The sequence below is a fragment of the Ktedonospora formicarum genome (genome assembly GCF_016587355.1).
GTDB lineage: Bacteria > Chloroflexota > Ktedonobacteria > Ktedonobacterales > Ktedonobacteraceae > Ktedonobacter > Ktedonobacter formicarum.
Genome location: NZ_BNJF01000003.1, coordinates 451,977 through 471,430 on the forward strand (window position 1 = coordinate 451,977; position 19,454 = coordinate 471,430).

Here is a 19,454-nt window from a genome sequence, read left to right on the forward strand (position 1 = left end):
CAGGCGTCACTTCCCGCAGAACTTGCGGTACGCCACGTTCATTGTGCCAACGCCGCGAGATTGTTGGCGGCATTGGCATCTCGGTCTTGCACGCTTCCACATTCCAGGCAGACAAAGACCCGATCTGAAAGGGTGAGCGCTTCATTGATCCAGCCACAACACGAACAGGTTTTTGAAGAGGGTTCCCAGCGCGAGGCCAGCAGCACCTTCACCCCTGCCTGTTCGGCTTTGTAAAGGATCTGCCGCTTGAACTCGTACATGCCCACATCGGCGATGGCTCGAGCCAGCCTGCGGTTCTTGAGCATGCCTGCAATATTCAAATCCTCCAGGACGATCACACGCGGGCGCTCTTGATCGGGCTTGGTTCTCGCCACGATCTGAGCGGTTGCTTGGTGCAACGCGTCTTGGCGCACATTGGCGATGCGGGCATGCATCCGCGAGAGGCGCTGCTTGGCTTTCTGGCGATTGCGTGATCCTTTGGCCTTGCGACTCTGGCGCCGCGAGAGGCGTTGTAACGTCGTGAGTTTCTTGCGCAGTGCCTTGGGATTCTCGAAGGTGCGTCCATCAGAGAGGGTCGCCAGCCGCTTGATCCCCAGGTCCACTCCAATGACGTCACCTCTGGCTGGCTGGGGGTCTTTCGCTTGCTCGTGCACACAGATGGAGACAAACCATCTGCCTGCTTGCTCACGGATGGTGGCACTGCTGATCTTGCCATTCAGAGGGAAATAGCCATGCTCTTTGAGTCGGAGCATTCCTAAACGAGGCAACTGGATGGCATCAGGAAACACCCGAATGCTCCCAGTAAAGCGAGCGCCACCGATGGCCTTCTTCCGGCTTTTGAAGCGGGGATAGCCACACTTGCCTTTCCATGTGCCCTCTTTTTTGAGGCGGCATTTGCGAAAGAAATGTTTGAAGGCGGCATCCAGGTCACGCAGCCCCTCCTGAAAGGCACATTTGCTGACATCATACATCCAGGGCTCAGAGGGTTTGAGGGCATTGATGTCGCGATGCAGATCAATGGCGGTGGGCGTTTTCGCTCCTGCCTTGTAGGCCTCTTGTTTGCGGCGAAGGCCATAATTGAAGGCCCAGCGAGCGGCTCCAGCATGTTTGCGGCAGAGCGTCTTCTGCGCGTTATTGAGGTCAAGTTCTCCCCGATACCCATGGACCATCTCTTGCTCTTCTCCCTCGGTGTTGAATGTAGAACAAATATACCAGAAAATCACAGCTTTGGCAAGGGGAGGAAGAGATGTCATTATTTGCCTCCATCTGTCTCAAGAAGAGGAAACATTATAACCCTCAATGAGCAGACGGTACCACAGGATGCCAACCAACTCTTGATGATGGTGAACGCGCTGCATTTTCGGATCATCACAGGACCTCAAGCGGGCACGGACATCGTGGTCGGGCATGCGGAAGCGGGGATCACGCTCTCCTAATCCGTAGCGGTTGCTCCCTGAGGGAGCAACCACGCTTCATACCAATATTTATACTTTGCAATCATATCTCTTCTCATATTCAGTATTATGGTAGTATACTTGCTTATTTGAATATTGCCTGTATAATTAATATTAGAACCTCTATTACTTTTAGCCAACGGGAGAGAAAAAACGGCATAAATACTACATTGAAACAAATTCGCTCTTGCTTTGCTCCTATATCCAATGTGCTGATAAGGCACTAGTATAGATAAGGAGAAAGCACTTCTCCATAAGGGAATGCATTTTTATGAGAGCGAAACAATCCTCCACATCCGTGTTATCGAATGATGATATGACGTCATCCCCAATACATTATGCTACGCCAGAGGGCATTGGGAATGAGTATGCCGAACTCAAACAACTGATGAAGCAAAGAGGGCTGTTGGACAAACAGCCTATCTATTATACTTATAGAGTTGCTCTTCTTCTGGGTTTACTTGCTATTGGAGTCTTCATCTTTCTGTTTGCCCAGATGTTGTGGTTACAACTCCTTGATGCGGTCTATCTCGCCTTTGTTTTCGCTCAGATTGGCTTGCTCAGCCATGAGGCAGGTCACCGCCAAATGTTTACTCGTTCGTGGAAACACGATCTGCTGGGTCTAGTAGGAGGAAACCTCTTGATCGGCATGAGCTATGCCTGGTGGCTTGACAAGCATAATAAGCATCATAGTCATCCTAATCAAGTGGATATGGACCCTGATATTGAGATTCCATTGCTTGAATTTACAGGCATGGAAGATGTGAAGCACATGGGCCCGCCACGGCAATTTCTGGTAAAGCACCAGGCATTGCTCTTCTTTCCGGCGTTAATGACGGTCGCAGCCGATCTCCAATATAAGAGCATCGCGTTCCTCTTGCACCAGAAAGCCAGGTACAAACGCCTTGAGTGGCTTCTCGTGATTGCGCATTACGTCTTGTATTTCGCCTTTGTCTTCTCGCATGTATCGCTTTGGTCGGGCATCCTCTTTATTGCTATTCACCAGGCGCTCACTGGGTTTTACCTCGGATCGATTTTTGCTCCCAACCATAAAGGCATGCCTGTCCTTGAGAAAGGGAGCCAAATCAGTTTCTTACATCGTCAGGTGATGACTTCCCGTAACATTCATGCACACCCACTGACCGATTTTCTCTATGGTGGTTTAAATTACCAGATTGAGCACCACTTATTTCCAAGCATGCCTCGCAATAAGTTGAAAGAAGCACAGCATATTGTGAAAACATTTTGCCAGGAGCGCGCTATCCCCTATCACGAGACGGGTATCATACAGTCTTTTCAAGAGATACTCCAACATTTATACCAGATTGGCGCACCACTGCGGAGAGCCTGAGCGGGAGAAAATGGCGACAGAAGCAGGAAATCCTGCGATGAATATGCCAGGGAAAGGGCAGAGATAGACCAGCTTATCGCGCGAGAGCTGAGAAGTGGAAGAAGGGGCTCTTTCGTGATTTACACAAGACATATCTCTGTTTGCTATATATGCAAATCTGGTCAGATGGCATGCAGCAAGCTCCTTTCACAATCAGCAAAACAACGAAGGAAAAACAGAAAAGCGCACAGCAATCAGCAAACCAGACACCGAGAAGGCACCTCCCCTTTCTTGAGGAGGCGCCCTCTCGGCTCACATCACTCAGAAAGGGCTACTCACCCGTGAGGTTGTCGAAAATGTGCTGTGCGACCTCTGGGGCGAGCTCGCCACCCCCGAACTGTGCGTCTGCCCTCAAGAACTCCATAGTGACCTCGTCGCCGCTGGAGCTGTCCGTGGAGTCAGACGACTGCTTCTCTTCCTTTGCCACTGTTACCTCCTATGATTCATTCAATGGCCTCTTGGTTCCTCTGAATGCGGATCTGTGGAAGCATCCAGTTCCTCACAAACCACTCGCGTTCAGAAGGTTCCCGAGTCGAGGAGCAAATGAGGATCAGCAATGAAAGGAAACAAGCACATCCGTTATCCGAAACTTCCTCAAATATGGACAAGCCATATCTCGCGTTCGGTTCCTGCTTCAACGAACAACGTGCCTGGAGAGACCAGGTCTTACAGGATCTCCACAGGCGTGCATTCCGAACTATTGCTATTTTGTAAAACAACTTGACAGCTATGAGAGAGGTCATCACCTTCAATTGCAACACCACTCGATCTGATAGATTCTTTAGGGTACGAGGCACTGGAAAGATAGTACAATATGCTACTAATAAATTGATATTCTTAATCCGCCATCGAGCCGTCATTAATTAATCTACTGTAACGCTAACAGCTAGAAGGAGACTGACGGAGGAATTGGCTGAGTTGTTTGGACTGGCTCTTTCAAAATAAGGTGGGGCTGAGAATGAACAGAAAAGGCAGGCACGCTCTATCTCTCCTCTTCTATTTAAGAGAGAATGCAAATTGATCAGGAGGTATGGAATCTGAAGCGACGCAGAATTTGTCTGAGTGAGTGAGAAAACAGGATGGTGCCTACCCACGCGTCAAGATCTGCACAAAAGAACAACCACCTCAGTTTTGAGCAACTGTTACGAAGTTTTCACTCGTTGATCTTTTTACACAGTAGCACGATGACCCCTCCCCTTCGAACAACGCTCCAAGAGATGGAAAGCGTTTCTCTTGCCAGAGAAAGGAAATGTCCAATATAGAACGTTTTTTCTTCCTTGTTGCGTGTATGGTACCATGCTATCGTCTCTCTGTCAATGCATCTCACTGTGCGCAACAAACGCACGTTTGATCATGTTTGCTCATAGTTTTGATTGCTGTTCTTCTACTCCTTCTTCTGTAACCTCTGATTGCGCTGCTTGAGAAGCCTGCTGTCGCCAAGTTGGTTTCACAATGCGATGCTGCTGCGCTGCGCGAATACAAAGGAGAAACCCTACCATACAGACAATGAAGATGGCTACCAGCCCGGCTTCTGGCCCAAAAGCCCCTCCCGTCCACACCTCTTGCCCGGTGATAGAGGCCGAGAAGAAGCCGCCATACGTGGCATGTCCTGAGACCTGCGCGCCAAAGAAGGGTCCCTCAAAAAAGTTCCAGCCTAAATGCAGGCCGATCACCCACCACAGGTTTCGTGTCAGTAGATAGATAGCCACCATAACAACTCCACTCGTGAGCGCAACTGCTAGCGTGCTCACCAGGGTGGCACCTGGATTCGTCGAGTGAAGTATGCCAAAGGCAAGAGCGCTGATTATTAACGCAATCCATGAGCCAAGAGCACGTTCCAGTAAACGGAAGATCATCCCACGAAACACCAGTTCTTCCTGTATAGCCGCTGCCAACAAGAGAAGCAGAGGGGCCGCGATAGGCAGAAGGCCAAATCCAATGGCAATAAAGAGCAGATAATGAATGAAACCAAGCTTCCTTTTCCCCTTGTTTCTCCAAAGGAGTAAGGCAAGCAAGCCCGATGCGATAATGAGCACCACAAGTTGAACGGCATTGAGCGGCTGAATACCTGTAATATGATAGCCGCCAGTTATTGCCAACACGACAATGACACTGGCTATCAAACCACCGCCGCACAGAAAACCAAGGAAGAGCGGGCGGCCCCAACGCTTCCGTGGCAAGCCCATATCGGCAAGTGAACGATGCTCAAGCCACCTACTTGCCAGGAACAGAACACCAACGATGACGCAGGCATAGCAGACGTTCGCGAGTGTGTCACCAAAGGGGCTCTGAAGAAACGCTTCAGGGAATATATTCAGCAGGGATTGAAGTAAGATGACCAGGATAGAAACCGCCGCGACTTCGATTGCCATTTGCACAAGTGCTAATGATAGCAGACGACGTAGAAAAGTCATATCGGTCCTCTTTCTGTCGGTGATCCACAACACTCCTTGATCAAGAAAACCATTGCGATCAAAGGTCTGTTATGCTTCACAAAGATTGGGTAATGATGAGAAACAAGGCAAACTGTTCCATACCAGAGATTGAAAAACCTGAGAGGCAAGGAAGAGGCCTATCTTTTAAAACTGGCAAGTAGCTCAAGCGTTTGGCACTGAAGGATCAGTGTAATTCGCGCCGAACTCAAAACGTCGCTTATGCTGGCAAGTATAGCGGGTTGCCCTTCATATTCAATAAACTCTTCCGGATCTATAACACAGCGTTCATGTTCCAGAACAAATTGATAGGCAGGAGGATAGGTCACACAGAGCGAGAAGATGCCAGATGTGGTCTTCCCGCAAGAAGGACATTCAAGCGCAATGCCAAGCCGCCTATAGAAAGGCGCAGGCAAGATTTCAGGCTCAATGCCACCTAATGGCGCAAGCTCATTACAGCCTGGACAATGTTGATAGCCAGCCGCAAATGCTTGCGCATAAAAGGCTGGCACAGTCTGTAACACCCGCTTAAAGGCGGGGCGAAAGGAGCGTATATCAGAGAACGAGATGATATTACCAGGACGAATAATGTCGATACCAGTTTTTGAGGAACAATCCGGGCAACGCAGCCACAGACCAACTTCCCCCCAGTCTGCTCCTCAAAGAGACCTTGCAGCCGCCGGCGTCCACAGATATAACACCAGATACTGGTCTCACGCCAGCCCTGAACGAGGCTATCGCTACTGAGTGGCAGGCCAAATGCCTGTGCGTCATTGCGCAATTCGCCATTAAGAACCCCTTGCAATTGGCGACGAGCACGATGGAGTCTGACCTCCAACGCATTGATCGTCATACCCAATTGCAATGCAACCTCACGTTGTGGCATTTCAGCAATGTAGTACATCTCTAGAGCCTTACGCGCTGTAGCTGGCAGGTAATTCATGGCCCGATCAAGAAGCATTGCTAGATCCTGACGATTAAGTTCTTCCGCAAGATCAAGCATCTGTGGATCAGGAATATCGCTCTCAATGTCGCTCTCCTGCACACTTGGTAAGGGCTGTTGACGACGATTGATAGTTCCCTGCGTCCGTGTCCAACGCATGCTCATGTTGCGACAAATGCCATTGAGCCAGGCTTCAAAGTGAGCGGGCATGCGTAAATGAGCAAGATGTTGCCAGGCATTTATAAGCGTCTCCTGCACAACATCCTCTACGCCATCAGGGGCGACACCATATGCCAGAGCAATGCGAGTGAGGCGCGGCTGAGCCGCCTCCAAGAGCTTTTCCAGATCGTTTGTGAGTATCGTGAACTCATCCTCTTCGAAGGGAACCCCTTCATTTATTGAGCTATCTTTGTTATACATAGGCATTTTTATAGCAAATATAGAGTCAAATTACCTCTCTTTAGCTTTCCGCTTCTATGTCGTGCTTGAACCTCAAAACCTTACACAAAAAAATAGTTTTTTCAATCTATATCTCTAGTAGACATGAAGAATGGCAAAAAGTGGCAAGAGCCAGTCAGATCCACAACTATCATCAGGCGCTCAAATAGACCGTGTCCCAGCATACTATATATCACCGCCACGCTAAAAGCTCTAGCAGCCCGAAAAGCGTACAGCCATCATCGATTTTGACGATGAAACCAAACTCATCTTCAATCCGTATTGGTGGCCTTCAGAAGCCAAAGCGAGAAGGCAAGCGTATAGGCAAATTACCAATGATTGATCCTGCTGCGAAACTCACAGGGGAAAAGAACCACCCATTTTAACTCAAAACCATTGTGTGAAGTACACCTATCGCTCTCTTTGTGTCCATGTGGGAATTTCCATGGAGCTAACCCAAGCTTGCTGAAAGGAGATCATGAGGCGTGGTGCTAAGAAGCTGAGGTGGAAACAGAGCAAGCGCTACCAGGCCACCCGACGGCGCAAGAGCCTGCATGGCCGCAAAGTCCATGAAGCGGTGGCGTTGGGCAAGACCATCATCATCGAGAAGATTTCCTACAAGGCATGGCAGAAGCAGTTTGGCAAAGTGCGATCCGTTTCGTCGAAATCGAGAAGATCGAGGGATGACGAGCTCGCGAACACGAGACAACTTGTTGCCTGATGAGAGGTGTAATTCCTCTCTCCTCTGGTGATGAGGAAACAGCATAAACCCTGGAGTAGCGACTGGTCATCAATCTCCAAAGCGGGTTTAAATGAGGATAAGACAGGAGTCTGCCCTGTTGATCTCTTCTAGCAGGCTATTACGGTCAGCAGTTCGTCTAACAAGACGGATGAAACGAATGCATGAAAGAACCATCGTTAACTGTACCAAGCCTACGCAGAATAAGAGGCTTGCCCAAAAAGGGAACATGAACTGGAGAAGGGATTTTTGCCGCTCTTCTCATCACCCAAAGAGTTCATCGGTGGATAGTGCAGACCTACGATAGCGCAAAACAGGTAACAGGAACGGAATAACCAGGTCAAGGCTCTCAAGGGAGGTCGATACCATGAGCAGGTGCCAACCGTATGCCTCTCCTGGCGAGATCGCTTAAAAAGCGAATGCCTGGAGTAACGTCCAGGATATGCTGACGTAAGCGCGGTAGTACAGAAGGAAAAGGCACAAGTACGATGGCAGAGAGGAAAGCATCCAGGATCAAAACCTCAAAGAAGGCCAATGACCCTGAGAGTGAGGCTTGGAGCAGCATTCCCTGGCGCAAGCTAGAGAAACATTGCTTCCGCATCCAAAAGCGCATTTTCCGAGCGAGTCAACAAGGCAACCAAAGAGCAGTACAGAAACTTCAGAAACTGCTGATCAAGTCGGAAGCAGCCCGAACCCTGGCGGTACGAAAGGTGACGCAGGATAATCAGGGAAAAAAGACGGCTGGGATTGACGGAGTAAAATCAGTCAAACCGGCACAAAGACTTGATCTTGTGAAACACATCCATCCTCAACAATGGCCCGAAAAATCGCCCCCCGTCCGAAGAATCCACATTCCGAAACCGGGAAAGCAAGAGAAAAGGCCATTAGGCATTCCCGTTCTCTCGGAGCGAGCGCGACAAATGCTCGTCAAACTTGCCCTTGAACCAGAATGGGAGGCCAAGTTCGAGATCAATAGTTATGGTTTTCGTCCCGGTCGTTCCTGCCATGACGCGATCGATGCAATCTTTATCAGCATCAAACACAAAGGAAAATTTGTGCTAGATGCTGATATTGCAGGTTGTTTTGACAACATCAACCATGAAGAACTGATAAGGAAACTTACGACCTATCCACAACTGACTCAGGCGATCACAACATGGTTAAAAGCGGGTGCGATTGAAAATGAAATGTTTGTGAAAACAGAAGCAGGAACTCCGCAAGGAGGAGTAATTTCTCCATTACTGGCAAATATTGCATTACACGGACTAGAAACGACCATAACAAGCGCATATAAGCCCAAGGAGGGTATTCCTCAAGTCATCCGATATGCTGATGATTTTGTGGTGTTACACCCGACAGAGGAAGGAGTAAAGAAAGCCCAGACACTAGCCATACAGTGGTTACAAACCATAGGGTTAGAGCTAAAACCAAGTAAAACAAAAATCGCCCATACACTCAAAGCACGAGGAGGTCCAGCTGGATTTGACTTTCTGGGCTTCACCATCCGACAATTTCCCGTAGGGAAAACGCACACGGGGAAGAATGGACACGGAAAACCTCTCGGGTTTAAAACCATTATTAAGCCAGAGAAAGAAAAAGTCAAACGACACCTCCGAGACATTCAACAAGTGGTACGATCACTGAAAGGAGCACCACAAGAGAAGCTTATTGCGGAGTTAAATCCTAAAATCGTAGGATGGTCAAGATACTATCAAACGGTGGTCTCGAAAGAGACCTACCAGAAATGCGATCATCTGGTCTACCAAAAACTGCGTTCATGGGCAAAATTCAGGCATCCACACAAGAACACACAATGGAGAACGGAAAAATACTGGAAAACAGTAGGAGAACGCCATTGGGTCTTTGGGAATGGAGAACTCAACCTGAAAAACCACCGCGACACAGTAATCAAAAGGCATGTGAAAGTCAAAGGAGCAGCAAGCCCTTACGATGGAAACTTGGTCTATTGGAGCCAGCGAATAGCAAACCATTCCATGACAAAAGGCAAACTCGCAAAGCTCTTACGAAAACAACAGGGCAAATGTAGGTGGTGTGAACTCATATTTCGAGAGGGTGACCTGATAGAAATTGACCACATCGATTGCAATCACAGCAACGATGTACTGCACAATCTCATGGCAATTCATCGACACTGCCATGACGAAAGACACGCGAGGTTGCAAAAGACGAGCATCAATGACAATGACTGTACAACTGAGGAGCCGTGTGAGGTGAAAATCTCAAGCACGGTTCTGAAGCCGAGCAGAGGAGGTGACTCCTCTGCTTAGGTTAATAGTGTGGGTCTGCGAGCCCCAGGGATGTTTGTAGCATGCTTGAGGAGCACCGCCGTGCCCCCTGTGGGGGTTGCAAGCACGGGCGGCACCCTGGTGGCGCATTCCCACGCGCACCACCGCGCTGAGCCAATGGTGTCATGGCTGTGGCAGGCGGGTGAAGAAACCGCTCTGAGAGCGGTGGCACCAGTGTGCATATGGTGTGGACCCTGTACAACGCGACCTCTATTCGGCCTTCCTGGCTGCCTACCTTGATCCAAGAGATCCCATTCCCTCGTGTGCCCGATACCAGCCGTATTGGGAGGGTGCGGAGGCGCGCCTGCGGGCAGCACACGAGTGTCTCATCCAACGTGCGAAAGAGGGGCAGATCCTACCCCAAAGCTTGGGTGTGACTCGAGCCAGAGCGCGTCTGCCCGAAAGCTCAGAGGAACCTCCATGAGAGCCAGTTCTTCTCCTTGAGGGAGAAGAACTGGAAGCGTGGGCCGAACCTCTGGAACCCCCGCTGCTTGAGCACGGGGAGCTTCAGAAGGTGTGCAGTCTGAGGTGAGAGAAGGGAGTGTAGAGAGGCTGACACCGCCCTTCTCTCTTGTGCTTTGACAGAGTACGAGTGACCCGGTCATGACTACCTACTCACCATGTGCAGGTTCTTCTTAGCGCATGCCGCCATAGGAGTACGGATGGGAATATCCACCATAGGAGTACGGATGGGAATATCCACCATAGGAGTACGGACGAGAGTACCCACCATAGGAATACGGATGGGAATATCCACCATAGGAATACGGACGAGAGTACCCGCCATAGGAGTACGGACGAGAGTACCCACCATAGGAATACGGACGGGAAGATCCATAGCCACTATAGCTGGGAGCGGAAGATCCATAGCCACCATAGCCTGGACCATCTGGCAGAGGCATTGCAATTTTCGTTGGCACGTTGGTCTTGACACTGGCAGCTGATGCCGAATGGGCCGTCCCAAGGAGCAGCAAGAGGGCGAGTAAGCTGCCGAAGACAGTCAGGCACACAAGCTTCGCACGAACTGAAAATTCCATATAATCCTCCCTTTGGATGAGAAGTTCTAAAGCGTATTTAACACATCTCATCCGATGCAACCGAACATTCTAAGCCTAAAGGGGGGAACGCTACAATTTCTTTTCCAGGTCTCCTTTTTTTTATAAAACTGAAGACAAACACAAGAAATTTGGGAAAAGGACAACAAAAATGGAAGCCTAGTTGCCGTGCTAAGCTTCAGCTATTTTCAGCATTTGCCTCTTTCACTGATGGAGCACGTGCTACCCATAGAGCAATCTTGTTCGCAAGGCAGTAAAATTCCCTTTTGCATGAAACTTCCTCTCTAAGTAAAAATAGGTAGATTTCTCTTTTTTGCCCACAGGCTAGACTGCCAGTAGATAGTGTCTTTGCCGTAACGATGAAAGGAAAACAACGCTCTCCATTGTTATTCGCTGTAAAAAAGCTGCTTATTTATGTAACTGTCTGCTAGACATACGGATGTAAGAACGTCATGCTCACATCCTCCAAAAGGTGCAAACGAAGATGAAATCAACTCGATTTGATGCAATCGCCAAAGCTCCGACCTCGCGGCGAAAGGCTCTCCAGGCTCTGGCAGCCCTCGCAGGAACCAGCTGTTTGGAAGGACTCCCAATAGCTTGGTCTCGATGATCGTGCCATGGCTGCCCTTCACGATGGAGGACCTGGTGAGGGGGACCAAGCTAACAAGGCGTCTTGTCTTTCCCAATAGCCCAGAGTATGATAGTGCTCGTTTGGGCTGGGCCAGACAGTTCTCCAAGTTCCCCATCGTCATCGTCTTTTGTCAAAACGTGCAGGATGTTGTGAATGCGCTCAGTTGGTGCCGGGAACACCATGTCGCCTTGCGAGCACGAAGCGGTCGACACTGCCTGGAAGGATGGTCATCGCTGGATGATGGGTCGTCATTGACGTGAGTGATATGAACCAGATTCACGTTGATACAAGCGCAGAGGTCGCGACGGTCCAGACTGGGGCCACGCAAGGAGCGGTGGTCACAGCGCTGGGGAAGATCGGGTACGCCATTCCTAGCGGAGGAGAGAACCCTCCCGGTAGTTGTGGTTGTGGCTTGAGCTGGCCGTACGAGATGATGAAAGTTGGTTCGATCCCATACGGACGGCAGGGAAATGCCTTCCCACCGCGCAAGACGCTCCAGGAGGGGAAAGGGAGGGTCGATGAATGGTACGCCCGGAGCAGGGGGACAGGCTTGCCGAAACAGTCCAACTGGATCAAGCCCAGAGACGCGACAAAACGAGACAGACAAGGTTGCTGTGCAGACATCGCAACTGGAATCATAGGGACGCCGCACTCAGGGTGTTTGAGGGGAAGTAGTCTGGTGTTGCCAAGGAAGAACGTCGATGGCTGACGTTGGTCGCGATTTGGTCTTTGTCAATTGAGATGCTCGCGCAACCTGTACCCTTCCCTATTTTTGCTTCTTTTGCTGTTATCTAGTGCTTCTGCAAATTTCAGCCCATCTATTGAAGAACAGGAGTATTCTTAGCGCCAAGCATTGAAACAGGTCTTTGTTCTCGTAGAACAGCCGATTGACCATATCTTGGCCACGTTTTTCTTTTTGACAATTTTATTGTCGTAGAGGCCAAGATATGTATCAAACAACAATGGACTACATGTTAGAATGCCTCCAATGCTTTCTCAAGAACAGGATCACGACCTCTAGCCAGGTCTATCTGTGTGGGGCGCACTTCATCGTCAGGTGGCACGCCAATACCATCGATGATCTCTCCAGCAGGCCCTTGCATAAATGTAACAGGGACGATCACGACGCTCCCATCGTCGAGAAAGAACCCGCTCGATGGTCCAGAGACCACACCAGCCGTTCTTTCTCCCACCAGCCGTCCCAGGTGGAGATCACGAATATCCATCGCGGTCGCATCACAGGCAGAAGCGCAGCCTCGATCAATGAGAGCAACAAGCCGGACGTGGAGCAGCGGTATACTCTCATCTGTTTTCTGATCTGTACGCTGCCCCTGTTTATCAACAAAGGAGGCAATGATCTGGTTGTGAACAAACAGACTGATCACGCGCCTCTGTTCCTCGACATCTCCCCCACCATTGCCACGCAGATCGAGAATGACGCCTTTGAGTTGCGCTCCCGCCTCTTGCACGGCGCTGTGGATCTGCTCATAGACACCTCGCTCAAAGGCGGTGAAATGCACATAGAGGGTGTTCCCTGGCAGCATCCGTGTGGTGACGAGGGGCTCGGCTGGGAAAGCGGCAGGGGTCAGATGTACGCTTATGATCTTATCAGATCCGGGATGCTGTATCTGTAGCTGCACAGGTGCCTGGGCAGAGAGCTGGAGGATGGCCTGCTGCACTGGTTGCTGGCCGATATAAGTGGGGAGCCCATTGACGGTAACAACCGTATCACCAGGACGCACACCAGCCTTCTCCGCAGGGCTGCCCGAATCAACCTGGAGAATAGAGAGCGGAGGTAAGGCATCCATGAACTGGTCGGGATCGACGATGAGGCGAATGCCCAGCCCGATCCGGGTGCCAGGTTGCACACGTCCGGCAGGGTTCCCGCCCGTCGGGGCTGGCTGGTAATAGGCGTGGTTATCATGCAAACTGTTCACCATCTCTAATATCGCTGCGGCAACACATTCTCGCTGATTCAACGAACGATGCGCGGTCATCGCCGTATATGTCCGCTCAAACGCCTGCCAATCCTTCTGACGATCACCCGTCAGTGCAGGCAAGACGGCGCTACGTTGATCCTGGTGCTTTTGCACAAGGTAGTTTACCATACCGATCATCGCATGCTGGAGTAGCCTCTGGTGATCGAGGGGGATTGGATATCTATCGAGAATACAGTTATACGCCTGTTTTATGGTGTGTACACTGCTGGCAGCCAGAACTGTATTTGGCGCAAATGGTGTAGGACCAGCATCGCACGATGCCAGACCAAACACGGTGGGAGGTGCCGCTCGCCACGCGAGATACCAGAAACCCGCTGCGATCAGCACCACTGTAATCAGTAGACGCACCAACGTGACACTATCGCGCTGCCACCATTGCCTGCTGGGGAGAGGCACCCTTGTCTCTTGTCCCTCACGCTGCGGCTGTTCACTGCTTTGTACCATTTGTATCGTCTCCTCCAGAAAAGGCATCTACCATATGAAAGTTTAAGTCATCCTGGTTCATCTTGCGCATATTCTCGTCTGCCTGCTGCTGTGTCAACTTATGCCGATCGACCAGGGTCTTGTGGGCCTGTCGAACCGCGGTCAGCTCGATGATATGGAGCTGCTCCTGTGAAATGCCGTGCGCGCTGGCAAGATCTTTCATCCATTTCGCAGCATCGGCTGAACTGATGTTTGTCTTGTTCCCATCGGCAGAATTATTCGCAAGCAGGGTTGCGTGTAAGTTGTCTCTTATTTGCTGCTCACTCATATGCAATCTCTGAGCCATCTGCGCTCTCAGTGTCTGCCAGTACACATCAGGGTAATCATCCCAGGGCTTATGGACAGGATCATCATGCTGGGTTGATATGTTTCCTGTGCTCGAAGGGGCTGTGTTCGTGATGTATACTTGCCAGCCTGCCAGGAGCAGAACGCTCAGAATAACCATCCCTCCCAGCAGGAACAGAAAAGGCGCTAGGCGCAATTTCTGTTGCCGCTGTGGCTTTTGCTGGAGCAGGTTCGCGTGATGTTCATCTTTGTTCAGCATCTCTTCCTCCTTCTCTTGCTCTCTCAACTGTGTCTCTAGTCTTCGTAGCGCAACGCTTCGGCGGGGGTGATGCCAGAGGCTTGTTGAGCGGGAATGAAGGTGCAAACAAACGACACCAGGTAGCAGCCCAACAAGAGGCCAAGCGTTGGAAGCAGCGGGATTGAGAAGTCTTTCGAGGTGGCGTAGGCAATCTGCGAGACCAGCCACCAGGTCAGGGTTGTGCCAATGAGCAGACTCAATGTCACGATAAAACTTGTTTCCAACAAGAACGAGCGCCGCACCAGTATGCGTGAGAAGCCAAGCGCCCGTAGCATACCGATCTGCTGCCGCCGCTCGGCTACGGCACGAATCGCAATGATGCCAATCGACACCGCGCTAAAGAGGATCCCGATGACCAGGTATGAGACGAGAAACCGTGTAATGCTCATTGTGTAGGCATTTTGCGCGGCGATAAACTGGGCATCTGACGCGCTGGAGGATGTGTCCACCATCTGCTGCCCAATACCAAAATTGTTGGTCATGATGAGCATGACCAGGAACAGCACCAGACTGAGCAGGGAGACAGCGACCCCCGTACGAAAGCGAAAGGTCAGCGGATAGGAGAGACTTGTGCGGCTGATAGGTGCCAGACCCCGCACCTGCCGAAGTAGGATGTGCGATGCGTTTGCCAGGCCGTCACTGTTGTTGAGTACCAGCACAACCAGGCCAATCAGCGGCAAGAGCAGGCTGAGCAGGAGGCCAAGTATAAGCTCCTCGTTGTTGAGCTGGCCTGATGGTGGCAATGTGGTGCTAAAAACGAAGAGCAGTGTCCCTGCCCCGGTCTGAAGGCCATAGAGAAGCCAGCCCAGGCCCATAAGTGTTCGGCCAAGCCAGCGGCTCGGTGCTACTGGTAGACGGAGGACAGTACATAGCCAGGTAAAGAACAGTCCCGCGCCACCAATCAGCACACTCATACCTAGTTGTTCCAGCCAGCCCACAACCAGGTGTTGCCCCAGTCGCAGCACCACGTAACCCGCCAGGAGACAGAGCGGACCGCGCACGAAGAACGCCTGGAACAACCGCAGGAGAACGACACCATACAGTGTCAGGGTTGGCGCGGTTCTCAATTCGCCCAGAAGGTCCTTGAGGCTCGCCTGACTGTGAACCTCATCCAGGTTATGGATGGTTGTGACAACATTACTATGACTGATCCAGATGCCAGTCAACCAAGTCACGATAAACGTCGTTAGCACGCCGATACACAGCACCATCAGCACGCTCTGCCAGTTTATCCAGAGCTGAAGCGGAAAACCCACGCTAGAGGTAAAACTCAGGGAGGGGAGCGTAGAGAGCGTGAGTAATTCAAGTTTCAGGACACCCAGGCCAAGCAGTACGCCTGGGACAACGGCCAGCAAACTATAGCCATAACATTCGATCAGCAGGGCCTGGACCAGGTGATGCCTCTGCAGACCGATAGCCCGCGCCATGCCCATCTCCATCCGACGATCCGCCGCCAGGAACAGGCACAACAACACCAGGAGCAAGAGACCCATGCTGATGAGCAGTCCCGTACAGACCGGGAGGAACAGATCAACCTGTCGGCCAGCCGATGTTGTCAAGAAATCACCTTTGTTCGCGACCGGGTTCCCACCAGTGTACTCGACAAACTTTGGATTGAGAGGGTGAATGATCGTGCTATTAAAATTGACGGGGAGCCGACCATGTGTATCTGTTGGTGTGTGAAAGTGCTGTTCTAAGAAGGTAAGCATGGCCTGGCTGTTCTTCGGACCACCAGCATTCTTGATACAGATGATATCAGGGAGCAGCGCTTGATGGGTAGTGCGCAGGCTGAACTGCTGGAGCGTCTCCAGAGGAAGCAGGATTTCTGGATAGGACCCATTCGCCGCGAGTTCGCCTCCCGTCACGACCGGGTCATTCGAGAGAATGTCTCGTACAAGAGCATCTAATGTCCCGTCCTGCCCATGCATGGTCAACTGAATGTGATCGCCCGGCTTGATATCCAATGACCTTGCGACTGTGCGACTGAGCAATACTTCTCCGGGGCGTAGGCTCGCGCTCGACACCGTCTGCCCCTGACTATTATGTAAAGAGCCATAGGTATGTTCAAAGTCAGGCGGGACCGCCAGAATATACTGATTGGTCTGGGTAGCGCCAGTTCGCTGAACACGAAAATCGACACCCAAGGGTCTCAGATAGATTGCTGTTGCGGCCTGCACTCCCGCCTGCTGTCGAATCTGAGTGAGGGCACTATCAAGCTGGGCTTGTGTAAAGTGACCGCTAACAGACTCATCAACATCGCCAACTTTTAGCAAACGGTCAGCTACCAATGAGTGAGCAAGACTATCTGGTAAGCCAAAGGAGGTGGTTAGAAACATGGAAGAGAGCAACAGGCCGGAGAGCATGATAAGCGTCTGCGTCCGGTGACGCACGATATTGCGCACACCCATCCGCCATAGCAGAGGGTTGTTCACACTCAGCCCTGCAAGTATCAGCAAACTCCCCCCTACCAGAACAACCAGTAGCAGGGCCTGGGTCGTAGCGGAGAGGCCAAAAAGATCCAGGGAGAGATTCATCACTGTACCCCTTTCCCCTCGAACGCTCCAGTCTCCGTTTGTGCCTCAACGAGCACATCACTACTAATCAGGCCATCTCGCATCGTGATCATCCGGCTGGCCTGGCGAGCGACATCAAGCGCATGCGTGACCCAGACAAAGGTCAGGCCCAGTTCTCGATTAAGTGTGAGCATCAAATCAATAATTTCCTGGCTGGTCGTGCTGTCCAGCGCACCCGTAGGCTCATCGGCCCACACAATCGAAGGGGTTGTCGCCAGCGCTCGCGCAATGGCAAAGCGCTGGCGCTGCCCCCCACTCATCTCTGCTGGTCGCTGACCCGCCCAGTCAAGCAAGCCAACCTGCTCAATGCTGGCGAGCGCGCGTGTACGTGCCGTCCTGGCCGAGACGCCGCTGACCAGCAGAGGCAATTCTACATTTTCCAGCCCGGTGAGCACCGGCAGTAAATTATAGGTTTGAAAAACAAAGCCCATCTCGCGGGCACGCAAGAGTGTGAGCTGACGATCTGAGAGCTGACGAATATCCTGGTTCGCAATCTTGACCGTCCCAGCCGTCGCCCAATCTAGTCCGCTCAGACAATTGAGCAGGGTCGTCTTGCCGCAACCACTGGGTCCCATGATGGCGACAACTTCTTTGCGCTGGATGCGCAAAGACACTCCTTGCAGAGCCTTCACCTTGATTTTGCCCGTATCATAGTGCTTGTGAACATCGCTAGCCTCGATGACAACCTCTTTTGGTTGTATATTGCTAGATCGTTCCAACTCCATTGCGGGTACCTCTTTCTTCAGAATCCCTTATGTATGGCAATCGCTTGCCCTGGACAAAAGTGTAGCCTGAAGTGAACGACAAAGCTATCGAGAAACTCGGAAGCCAGAAGGTGCCGAGAAAGGCAGGTGATCTGCCGAGAAAGGTAGGTGATCTGCCGAGATACGCAGAAGTGTTTGCGCGAATTGACGTGGTGTCTCGCGGGTAGACCATGGTATACTTGAGCACAACCACTCCTCATGTCTGAAATGCGAACCTTGCAAGTACAAAGAGCGAGGACACTATGGCAAACATGTTTTTTCATCTCTTCACGAAAAAAGAAGGGGAAGCAACCGAGCAACATGGGCAACAGAAAAGGTCGCTGAACTGGTTTCTTTTGCTCTGCCTTGGTTTCATCTATCTACAATATGTGCTCCCACGTCTACCGTCGCTCTCGCAAGGCAGAGACGAAAATGCTTCGTCGTTGTTTTTTGTTGAAGCACTCTCCGAAAACAATAGCAACGCCATCATCCTTGCTCTTCTCGTTTTTACGCTCTTAATGGCGTTGCATAGCGTCCTGCATTGGCTGGCATTATTCAAAACGAGCAGCACTCAAAAGGGCAGGCAGCATTATCTATGGTTCTATTTTCCACTCCAGGCGATGTGCATCTGGCTCATCTATCTCATGATCGATGGACAAGATAACGTCCTTTCAGGACTGTGCTTCATACTGGCTATTGAGGCAATGCTCCTGTTCAAACGGATGTCTCTGGTCATTGCGACAGCCACTGGATGTCTGCTTTTTTGCCTTACTATTCAAGGAATAAGGATGCTTGGGTTTCCGACGCAGCTAAGCTTCCCTATGGAACCCAAACTCATCTGGGGGCTCACGGAAAGTTCATACCTTATTCCGTTCGTCTGTGCCAGCGTGATGCTCTACATTCAACAAACCAGGGCTCACCAGAGAGATCAGCACCTTCTCCACGAATTAGAGGCTACGCATAGACAGCTCGAAGATTACGCGACACAGGTCAAGGAGTTGACACTGGCCGCCGAAAGGCAGCGCATGGCGCGTGAGTTGCATGATACCCTGGCCCAGGGGCTCGTTGGCCTGACGATGCAGCTAGAAACCATCGACTCGCTTCTCACCGAGCAGGGATATGAGCAGGCGCAGGCCATTGTTCGACAGACAATGTCGCGGTCGCGAGCCACCATCACCAGCGCGCGTGCCATCATCACGGACCTGCGCACAGAACCCATCTCCACCAGCGACATTCTTGAGGCCATCGAGGCCGAGGCGCAGCATTTCACACGATCGACTGGTATCACCTGCACTTGTTGCCTACAAGCGGTGTTGCCAGGCGACTATTATACCCATCTTTTGCGTATGGTCAGCGAGGGCTTAACTAATATCGCACGTCACTCCAAGGCCAGTCAGGCCTGGATACGATCAAGCATTGAGAACGGGGGAATCACCTTTGATATAGAAGATGATGGGATTGGCTTTGACCCCGCACAGGTCATGACCGGACATTATGGCCTGCTGGGGCTACGGGAACGAGCTCGCCTGATGAATGGTCATCTACTGATCAATAGTGAACCGGGCCAGGGGACAACTATGCGCCTCTACCTGCCTTTTCAGACACAGCCCGTAAAATCACCTATGCGCCTCAAGTATGGAGACTAAGTCAAAGAGAGAAGGCCTGGAGCGGTACCAGATGAAAT

The 19,454-nt window shown here is 51.2% G+C and carries 15 protein-coding genes and 3 pseudogenes; 7 read left to right on the plus strand and 11 right to left on the minus strand.

The window, feature by feature from the left end:
- Positions 1-38: 38 nt before the first annotated feature.
- A complete protein-coding gene (locus K3T82_RS28435) occupies positions 39-1,253 on the minus strand; it encodes an RNA-guided endonuclease InsQ/TnpB family protein (RefSeq protein ID WP_220196906.1) in 1,215 nt (404 codons plus the stop codon).
- A gap of 3 nt (positions 1,254-1,256) precedes the next feature.
- On the opposite strand from K3T82_RS28435, the gene K3T82_RS28440 reads away from it, so the two are divergent.
- Together K3T82_RS28440 and K3T82_RS28445 are read left to right on the plus strand one after the other, a co-directional pair.
- On the plus strand, positions 1,257-1,436 hold the full coding sequence (locus K3T82_RS28440) for a choice-of-anchor P family protein (protein ID WP_220196907.1): 180 nt from the start codon (positions 1,257-1,259) through the stop codon (positions 1,434-1,436).
- 289 nt (positions 1,437-1,725) lie between these two features.
- Entirely contained in the window at positions 1,726-2,805 is a 1,080-nt protein-coding gene (locus K3T82_RS28445; RefSeq protein WP_220196908.1) for a fatty acid desaturase family protein, read from the plus strand.
- 310 nt (positions 2,806-3,115) lie between these two features.
- Here the strand turns inward: K3T82_RS28445 and K3T82_RS28450 are convergent, their stop codons facing one another.
- The 4 genes from K3T82_RS28450 to K3T82_RS28465 all read right to left on the minus strand — a co-directional run bounded on the left by K3T82_RS28450 (position 3,116) and on the right by K3T82_RS28465 (position 6,639).
- Positions 3,116-3,271 carry a hypothetical protein gene (locus tag K3T82_RS28450; protein WP_220196909.1) on the minus strand — a complete coding sequence of 52 codons (156 nt, stop codon included), beginning with the start codon at positions 3,269-3,271 and terminating at the stop codon, positions 3,116-3,118.
- Positions 3,272-4,205: 934 nt separating this feature from the next.
- Positions 4,206-5,258, minus strand: a complete 1,053-nt coding sequence (locus K3T82_RS28455; protein WP_220196910.1) for a CPBP family intramembrane glutamic endopeptidase — start codon at positions 5,256-5,258, stop codon at positions 4,206-4,208.
- 158 nt (positions 5,259-5,416) lie between these two features.
- Positions 5,417-5,788, minus strand: coding sequence for a DUF2199 domain-containing protein (locus K3T82_RS28460; RefSeq protein WP_220197513.1), 372 nt, complete (start codon positions 5,786-5,788; stop codon positions 5,417-5,419).
- A complete protein-coding gene (locus tag K3T82_RS28465) occupies positions 5,713-6,639 on the minus strand; it encodes an RNA polymerase sigma factor (protein WP_220196911.1) in 927 nt (308 codons plus the stop codon). Before K3T82_RS28465 ends, K3T82_RS28460 begins: the two co-directional genes overlap by 76 nt.
- A gap of 493 nt (positions 6,640-7,132) precedes the next feature.
- On the opposite strand from K3T82_RS28465, the pseudogene K3T82_RS28470 reads away from it, so the two are divergent.
- Positions 7,133-7,303 (plus strand): annotated as a pseudogene (locus tag K3T82_RS28470) (transposase); the annotation flags it as partial.
- Positions 7,304-7,745: 442 nt separating this feature from the next.
- On the opposite strand, the gene K3T82_RS28475 reads toward K3T82_RS28470, so the two are convergent.
- Complete coding sequence (locus K3T82_RS28475) at positions 7,746-7,997, minus strand: hypothetical protein (RefSeq protein ID WP_220197514.1); 252 nt, start codon at positions 7,995-7,997, stop codon at positions 7,746-7,748.
- Between K3T82_RS28475 and ltrA the strand changes: the two genes are divergently transcribed.
- The gene (gene ltrA, locus K3T82_RS28480) at positions 7,885-9,684 is read left to right on the plus strand and encodes a group II intron reverse transcriptase/maturase (protein WP_220196912.1); all 1,800 of its coding nucleotides are present in this window, start codon (positions 7,885-7,887) and stop codon (positions 9,682-9,684) included. The genes K3T82_RS28475 and ltrA overlap by 113 nt on opposite strands.
- A 6-nt stretch (positions 9,685-9,690) precedes the next feature.
- A pseudogene (locus K3T82_RS28485) lies at positions 9,691-10,234 on the plus strand (AAA family ATPase); the annotation flags it as partial.
- Between the two features lie 103 nt (positions 10,235-10,337).
- Here K3T82_RS28485 and K3T82_RS28490 read toward each other — a convergent pair.
- Positions 10,338-10,739, minus strand: coding sequence for a hypothetical protein (locus K3T82_RS28490; protein WP_220196913.1), 402 nt, complete (start codon positions 10,737-10,739; stop codon positions 10,338-10,340).
- A gap of 675 nt (positions 10,740-11,414) precedes the next feature.
- Here K3T82_RS28490 and K3T82_RS50175 point away from each other — a divergent pair.
- A pseudogene (locus K3T82_RS50175) lies at positions 11,415-11,803 on the plus strand (FAD-binding oxidoreductase); the annotation flags it as partial.
- 559 nt (positions 11,804-12,362) lie between these two features.
- Here the strand turns inward: K3T82_RS50175 and K3T82_RS28505 are convergent.
- Genes K3T82_RS28505 through K3T82_RS28520 form a run of 4 tightly spaced genes read right to left on the minus strand, consistent with a single transcriptional unit; the run spans position 12,363 to position 17,752 of the window.
- Positions 12,363-13,832, minus strand: coding sequence for a S41 family peptidase (locus K3T82_RS28505; protein ID WP_220196916.1), 1,470 nt, complete (start codon positions 13,830-13,832; stop codon positions 12,363-12,365).
- Entirely contained in the window at positions 13,816-14,415 is a 600-nt protein-coding gene (locus K3T82_RS28510) for a hypothetical protein (RefSeq protein ID WP_220196917.1), read from the minus strand. The genes K3T82_RS28505 and K3T82_RS28510 overlap by 17 nt, the downstream gene beginning before the upstream one ends.
- 35 nt (positions 14,416-14,450) lie before the next feature.
- A complete protein-coding gene (locus K3T82_RS28515; RefSeq protein WP_220196918.1) occupies positions 14,451-16,988 on the minus strand; it encodes an ABC transporter permease in 2,538 nt (845 codons plus the stop codon).
- Positions 16,988-17,752 carry an ABC transporter ATP-binding protein gene (locus K3T82_RS28520; protein ID WP_220196919.1) on the minus strand — a complete coding sequence of 255 codons (765 nt, stop codon included), beginning with the start codon at positions 17,750-17,752 and terminating at the stop codon, positions 16,988-16,990. Before K3T82_RS28520 ends, K3T82_RS28515 begins: the two co-directional genes overlap by 1 nt.
- A gap of 281 nt (positions 17,753-18,033) precedes the next feature.
- Here K3T82_RS28520 and K3T82_RS28525 point away from each other — a divergent pair, with 281 nt between their 5' ends.
- On the plus strand, positions 18,034-19,416 hold the full coding sequence (locus K3T82_RS28525) for a sensor histidine kinase (RefSeq protein ID WP_220196920.1): 1,383 nt from the start codon (positions 18,034-18,036) through the stop codon (positions 19,414-19,416).
- Positions 19,417-19,454 lie beyond the last annotated feature (38 nt).